The 6544-nt window shown below is 73.9% G+C and carries 5 protein-coding genes; 2 read left to right on the top strand and 3 right to left on the bottom strand.

Features of this window, described 5'->3' with window-relative positions:
- Window positions 1–111 precede the first annotated feature (111 nt).
- Window positions 112–885, top strand: a complete 774-nt coding sequence (fabI, locus tag AC08OU_RS21175; RefSeq protein WP_476601835.1) for an enoyl-ACP reductase FabI — start codon at window positions 112–114, stop codon at window positions 883–885.
- A 94-nt stretch (window positions 886–979) separates the two neighbouring features.
- Here fabI and AC08OU_RS21170 read toward each other — a convergent pair whose 3' ends face one another.
- Together AC08OU_RS21170 and AC08OU_RS21165 are read right to left on the bottom strand one after the other, a co-directional pair.
- A complete protein-coding gene (locus AC08OU_RS21170) occupies window positions 980–3793 on the bottom strand; it encodes a pyruvate dehydrogenase (RefSeq protein WP_476601834.1) in 2814 nt (937 codons plus the stop codon).
- 233 nt (window positions 3794–4026) lie between these two features.
- Window positions 4027–4320, bottom strand: a complete 294-nt coding sequence (locus AC08OU_RS21165) for a DUF167 domain-containing protein (RefSeq protein WP_462188908.1) — start codon at window positions 4318–4320, stop codon at window positions 4027–4029.
- Window positions 4321–4539: 219 nt separating this feature from the next.
- Here AC08OU_RS21165 and fabG point away from each other — a divergent pair, with 219 nt between their 5' ends.
- Entirely contained in the window at window positions 4540–5256 is a 717-nt protein-coding gene (gene fabG, locus AC08OU_RS21160; protein ID WP_462188907.1) for a 3-oxoacyl-ACP reductase FabG, read from the top strand.
- Between the two features lie 65 nt (window positions 5257–5321).
- Here the strand turns inward: fabG and AC08OU_RS21155 are convergent, their stop codons facing one another.
- Window positions 5322–6416 (bottom strand): cation diffusion facilitator family transporter, encoded by a 1095-nt coding sequence (locus AC08OU_RS21155; protein ID WP_476601833.1) that lies wholly within the window; start codon window positions 6414–6416, stop codon window positions 5322–5324.
- Between the last annotated feature and the right edge of the window lie 128 nt (window positions 6417–6544).

Here is a 6544-nt window from a genome sequence, read left to right as displayed (position 1 = left end):
ACGGTGGGCGGGCAACGGTGGGCGGGCGACGGCACCCGCCGCTGACGGCGGGGGCGACTTCCCGGCGGCGGTGTCGCTACCGGGACGGCGATGTTTGGGAGTATGCAGCCCATGAGCGGACTTCTCGAAGGCAAGCGCGTTCTCGTCACCGGGGTTCTCACGGAAGCCTCGATCGCATTCAGCGTCGCCCGCATCGCCCAGGAGCAGGGTGCGGCGGTGGTCCTCAGCGGATTCGGGCGGGGGCTGTCGCTGACCCGCCGCATCGCCAAGAGACTGCCCGCCCCGGCGCCCGTCGTCGAGTTGGACGTCACCGACGAAGAGCATCTCGCGGTGCTGGCCGGGCAGGTGCTCGAACATGTCGACGGCCTGGACGGCGTGCTGCACGCGATCGGGTTCGCACCTGAATCGGTGCTCGGTGGGAAGCCGTTCGTCGAGGCGGCCTGGTCCGAGGTCGGCACCGCCCTGCAGATCTCCACCTGGTCGCTGGCGTCGCTCACCCGGGCCGCCCTACCGTTGTTCGCTGAGAAGGCGTCGATCGTCGGCCTGGACTTCGACGCGTCCGTCGCCTGGCCGTCGTACGACTGGATGGGCGTGGCGAAGGCCGGCCTCGCCTCCACCACCCGCTACCTCGCCCGTGATCTGGGACCCCGGGGCGTGCGGGTGAACCTCGTCGCGGCCGGCCCGCTGCGGACCATGGCGGCCAAGAGCATCCCGGGCTTCAGCCAGTTCGAGGAGATCTGGGACGGCCGGGCGCCGCTTGGCTGGAGCGTCCACGACACTGCGCCGGCCGCCCAGGCCTGCGTGGCGCTGCTCTCGGACTGGTTCCCGGCCACCACCGGCGAGATCGTCCACGTCGACGGCGGCGTGCACGCCGTCGGGGTCTGAGCGCGGCTGGCCGTCGGGAGCAGGGCGCAGCTGGCCGTCGGGGGCAGGGCGCGGCCGGGGTCCCGGGGCCCGGGTGTGGTGGGTCTGGCCCGGATCAGCCGGCCGTCTCGTCCAGCAGGTCCAGGGCCGTTCCGACGATCGTGTCCAGCTCCACCGGTGGGCGGCGACGGCGGTCCCGCGACGAGGCCGTGTCCCGCCGGGCGAGGTTGCCGCTGCCGGCGTGGCCGGCGGCGCCGGAGGTCGATGAGCCCGGGTCGGTGTCCCCCGGCGGCCCTCCCGGCGGCCCGGAGGCCTCCGGCAGTGGCGCGCTCGAACCGAGGGCGGAGATGGGATCTCCGTGGACGCCGGCGAGGAAACTCAGGGCACGGGGGTCCCCGTCGACCACCGTCACGATCGGGGTGCGCCGGTCCGCGGGGAACACCTCGGTGAGCAGGGCGTCGGAACCCTCGGCCAACCCGCGCCGGGCCTGCAGCGCGTGGAACATCGCGTTCGGGGAGGTCACGCACACGACCGTGATCTCTCGGCCGAGGCCGGCGCGTAGCTCCGCCGCGGCGTGCAGCACCTCCGGCATGACCGCACCCACCCCGACGAGGGTGAGCGCGGCGTCGGGGCCGCCCTCGTGGAGCCGGTACCCTCCGGCGAGGACCAGGGCCCGGCGTCGGTGCCGTTCCAGCGCGTCCACGGGGACCTCGGCGAGGCGCTGATCGACCGGGCGGGCGGAGAGCCGGATCACGCAGGAGGTGCCGTCGAGGCGGGCCAGCCCGCCGAGGCCGGCCAGTAGGCACCAGGCGAGATCGTGCGCGAAGGCCGGTTCCCACGTCGCGGCCACCGGGGCGGGGACGACGTTGCCACCGTTCCAGGCCAGGTTGCGGACGACCGGGTCGAGACCGGTGTCCGCCACGGCGAGCATCGATCGGGCGTCCGCGGTGGCGCCGGCCATCCAGCCGGGCAGTACCCGTCCGACCGCCACCTCGTCGGCGACTCCGACGGGCAGCAGCGGCAGACCCTGGCGGCTCCAGGCTACTCCCAGTGAGGCCAGCACCCCGCCGAAGGCCGTGGCCGACAGGCCTCCGGCCACATGCCGGCCCGGTTGTTCCCCGTCGGTCCGGTCCGCCGCGGCCAGCCAGCCGGCGAGGACGGGGTCGGCGTTGCGCGTGCTGATGGTCAGCACCGCGGCGGCCGCCTGGGGCGCGAGCCGGGGTAGGTCCCGCAGCATCTCGCCGAACGCCTCCTGGGTGGAGATCCATGCCGGGAAGCGGTGGTCGGAGTCGGTCGGCACGGGTGGGGCCGCGCCGAGCGGCACCGGCACCCGGTCCAGGTAACCGGCGACGTGCTGGGCGAGGCGGTGGGCCGCGGCGTCGTCTCCCGGCGGGAGGGCCGGGCGGGTGCCACCGCCGGCGGCCGGCGCCGTGCCCGGTCCGGCGGACGGGGCCGCGGACGCGTGGCCGGCGGTCCGTCCGCTGTGGATCTGTTCGCTGCGGATCTGTCCGCCGTGGGAGCGATCCTCTCGGGTGAGCTCGTCGCTGGTGTAGGCGAACAGGACCGTGGGCCGGTCCGTCGCGACTTCATCGAAGGCGTCGATCAGCAGGGGGAGGTCGTGGCCACCGAGATCGCGCAGGCAGGCATGGCTCTCGTCATCGGTGAGGGTGTCCAGCAGGCGGCTGATGCCGGCGCCGGACGCGCCGGGCCCGGCGAGGTGGCGGCGCAGGTCGGCTCCGTGGGCCTGCAGCAGCGCGCGGTAGTCGCCCATCGGGAGCTGGTCGAGGCGGTTGCGAAGCGCGTGACCGCCGGGGGCCCGGAAGAGCGCCTCGAGGACGCGTCCGTACCGGACGGTGAGCACCTGCCAGCCGGCGGCTTCGAACATGCGCGCCGCGCGGGCGGGCTTGCCGATGCCGCCGACCGGTCCGGCCGGCGCGGAGCCGGACACCGTCACCACCCAGAACAGCTCGCCGAGATGGGCGATCCGCTCATCGGTGATTGTTTCCCAGACGGTCGGGTCGTGCAGCTCGGAGTAGTCGATCAGACAGATTTGCCGACCCTGGGGAGTCCGGTCGAAGCGTTCCCCGGCATAACGGCGGGCCAACGCCGCCCAGACCGTCCCGCTCGGTCCGATGTTGCCGGCGCCGAGGGCACGCAACGGCCGACCATCGGGCCCGGAACGGACCCCGTTCGGACGGATCTCACCCGGCCGGGCCTGGGGGAGCCGGTAGACGGCGGGGACGGGTGATGCGGCCGCCGTCTCCTCGGCCGTCGTCTCCTCAGCCGTCGGCCTGGCGTGCGCCAGGACGTGATGGACGGCATGGATCAGCGGGGCGGCGCGTGGAGTCACACTGACGCGGTCCTCGGCGCGCAGGGCGTCGAACCACAGCACCGTGGCGATGCTCGACACCGAGGCCACGGCCGCCCGTTCCGACTCGGCGGCGACCGCGGACCGCTGCCCGGCGCGTTCGTCCCCGTCGATGATCCGGGCCGCGACGCTCCGCAGCCGCCGTTCCACGGCGGCCAGCGCGGCGAGGTCGAGTACGCCACCGGGCGGCCCCGGCATGGCCGGGTCTGGGGGCCCGGGGATGGCCTGGGCCGCGGCCGGCGAGGTCTGGGTTCCCACGACGTCGTCTCCGTTCGTCGGTCCGGTCGGGGGGCTGGCGGCTCCCGGCGGACCGCCCTCGGCCCGGTCGTCGCGGGTGACCCGGCGTTCGTGGGTGACCCGGTGTTCGCGGGCCCGGTCGTCGGTCTGGTCGTCGTGTGTGACCCGGCCGTCGGTCCCCGGCGCGGGCGGATCCACGGACCGGGCCGGGACCGGCCCCGCGGCGCCGTCTGGCGTAATGATCATCTCCCCCCGGCCGGAGCGCGTGTGCGCCGCCTCCACCGGTCTGACATCGGGCCTGCGCATGACCGGCCTACGTCCCACGACTCCGACCTCCCAAAGTCTGGACGTGCGGTGGTGCGGTGCCGGTCGGAGGTTGCGCCGCCGGCCGGATCGGCGGTGCCCGCCGCCGTCACATGGTGTGTCCGCGTCGGTATCCCACCTTCACCACGGTGGCCGTACCATTTCAGCATCCGCGTTCCATCGCGGTGGCGTTGGCCGTCGTGCGTCAGCCCGGTGATGCCGGGACTGCCGTGCCAGGACTGCCGCCCCGGCGGTCAGCCGTCCCGGCCGAGCTCGTCGATCCGGATCCGGAGCGCGGGCTCGTCGACCGGTGCCACCTCGACCTCGACGGCCTTGACTCGGCTGGTCGCGCCGCGGACCAGCCGGACGTCTCCCCGGCGCACCCGCAGCGCCGCGCACAGGGCCCGCAGGGCGGCTTCGGTGGCCCGGCCGTCAACGGCCGGCTCGGTGACCCGGACGACCAGCAGCGGGCCGTGCAGCGGGTCCTCGCGCCGGCGGCCCACCGCGGTCCGCCCGGCGCCCGGCTGAACTCGGATCATCAGACGCATGCGCGCATCGTCCCCCCGGATCGTCCCGCCCGAGCGACCATCCCGCCCGGATCGTTCCACCTGTGTCGACCATCCCGCTCGCGTGACCGGTTCGCGTGACCGGTTCGGGGCGGCACCAGGGAGGATCGCGAGGGTGGCCAAGCCGATGCCGGTCGGCGGTTGAGGCGTCATCGTCGGCGGACACCGGGATTCGACGCGGTGGCCGCTACCATCTGACTCATGGGCGCAAATGAGGGTCGTGTCGCACTGGTAACAGGTGGTAATCGGGGGATCGGCGCCGCCTGCGCCGCCGCCCTGGCGGCCGCGGGTGAGCGGGTCGCGGTCGCCAGCCGCGGGGGCACCGCCCCCGAGGGGATGCTGGGCGTCCGTCTGGACGTCGCCAACAGCGAGAGCGTCGACAGGGCGTTCATGGAGGTCGAAGCCGAGCTCGGGCCGGTGGAGATCGTGGTGTCCAACGCCGGCATCGTGCGGGACACCCTGCTGGCGACGATGAGCGAGGACGCGTTCCAGGAGGTCGTGGACACGAACCTGCTCGGCGCCTACCGGGTGGCCAAGCGTGCCTCCCGGCCGATGATGCGGCTGCGCCGGGGTCGGCTCATCTTCATCTCCTCCGTCGTCGCCTCCGTCGGCGGCCCCGGCCAGTCCAACTACGCGGCGTCCAAGGCCGGCCTGATCGGCTTCGCCCGTTCCCTCGCCCGCGAGCTGGCTCCGCGCAACATCACCTCGAATGTGGTCGCTCCGGGGCCGATCCGGACCGACATGACCGACGCGCTGACCGAGGCGCAGCGGGAGCAGCTCACCGCCAGCATCCCCGGTGGCCGCATGGGTGAGGCCGAGGACGTCGCAGCCCTCGTCGCCTTCCTCGCCTCCCCGCAGGCCGGTTACATCAACGGTGCGCTGATCCCCGTGGACGGCGGGCTGAGCATGGGGCACTGAGTTGAGCACGGGGCACTGAGCACCGCTTCGGCGGCACCGTGATCGAGTGTGATCGGCGTTGCGGCTTAGGGGACCGTCGTGGCGGCGTGGTGGTGGGCGGGGCTGGTGTGGATGGTGGCGGCGGACAGGCGGCGGATGCGGCGCAGCAGGTGAGCTTCGGCGGCGTGGGCGAGGTCGTGAGCGGCGGTCAGGGTCAGGTTCGCATCGACGGTGACGTCGGCTTCGGCGCGCAGGGTGTGGCCGATCCAGCGCAGCCGCAGCTCGCGGACGGCCTCGATGCCCTCGGTGTGCAGGAGTGCCCTGGTGGCTTCGGCGACCACGGCGGGGTCGACGGCGTCCATGAGCCGGGCCCCGACGACGTGGGCGGCGGAGCGTAGGACGCCGAGGATCGCCAGGGTGATCGCCAGGCCGATGGCGGGGTCGGCCCAGTGCCAGCCCACCGCGACACCGGCGGCGCCGAGGAGCACCGCGAGGCTGGTGAGACCGTCGGTGCGGGCGTGTAGGCCGTCGGCGACGAGGGCGGCGGAGCCGATCTGATGGCCGACCCTGATGCGGTAGCGGGCGACGATCTCGTTGCCGAGGAAGCCGACGAGCCCGGCCGCGGCGACCGCTCCCAGATGGTCGACGCGCTGGGGGTGCAGGAGGCGGTCGATCGCGGCCCAGGCGGCGAGCGCACTCGACAGGGCGATCATCGCGAGGACGGCGAGGCCGGCGAGGTCCTCGGCGCGGCCGTAGCCGTAGGTGAACCGGGCGGTGGCCGGGCGGCGCGCCACGGTGAAGGCGATGAGCAGGGGGACCGCGGTGAGCGCGTCGGCGACGTTGTGCAGGGTGTCGCCGAGGAGCGCGACCGATCCGGACAGTGCCACGACGGCGGCTTGCAGGGCGGCGGTCAGCCCGAGACCGGCCAGGCTGATCAGGAGGGCGCGGCGGCCGGCGGTGTCGGCTTCCAACGCGTCGTCGATCTGGTCCGCCGGATCGTGGCTGTGCCCTCCGGCCAGGTCTGACAGGCCGTGACGAAGCCGCGCCCACCGCCCGCTCGCGTGGTGGTCATGCTGTCCGCCGTGCGGGTGCCCGCCGTGATGATGCCCGTGCCCGTGCCCGTGCCCGTGGGCGTGAGCGTGGCCATGGGTGGGGAGCTCATGCTCGTGGCCGCTGTTCATGTTCCGCGACGATAGACGAAAACGATCAATGCGGCATGGTGGCAGCTGCCATCCCATCGCACCTGCGTCCCGGTGCGTACCGCGGGCCGCTGGTGCCGGTTCGGTTGCTCGTCTGTGCCCAGCCCCTA

The organism is Frankia sp. CcMO1, assembly GCF_977945845.1.
Note: the sequence above shows the minus strand (reverse complement) of the source record. Positions and strands in the feature narration are given on the sequence as shown.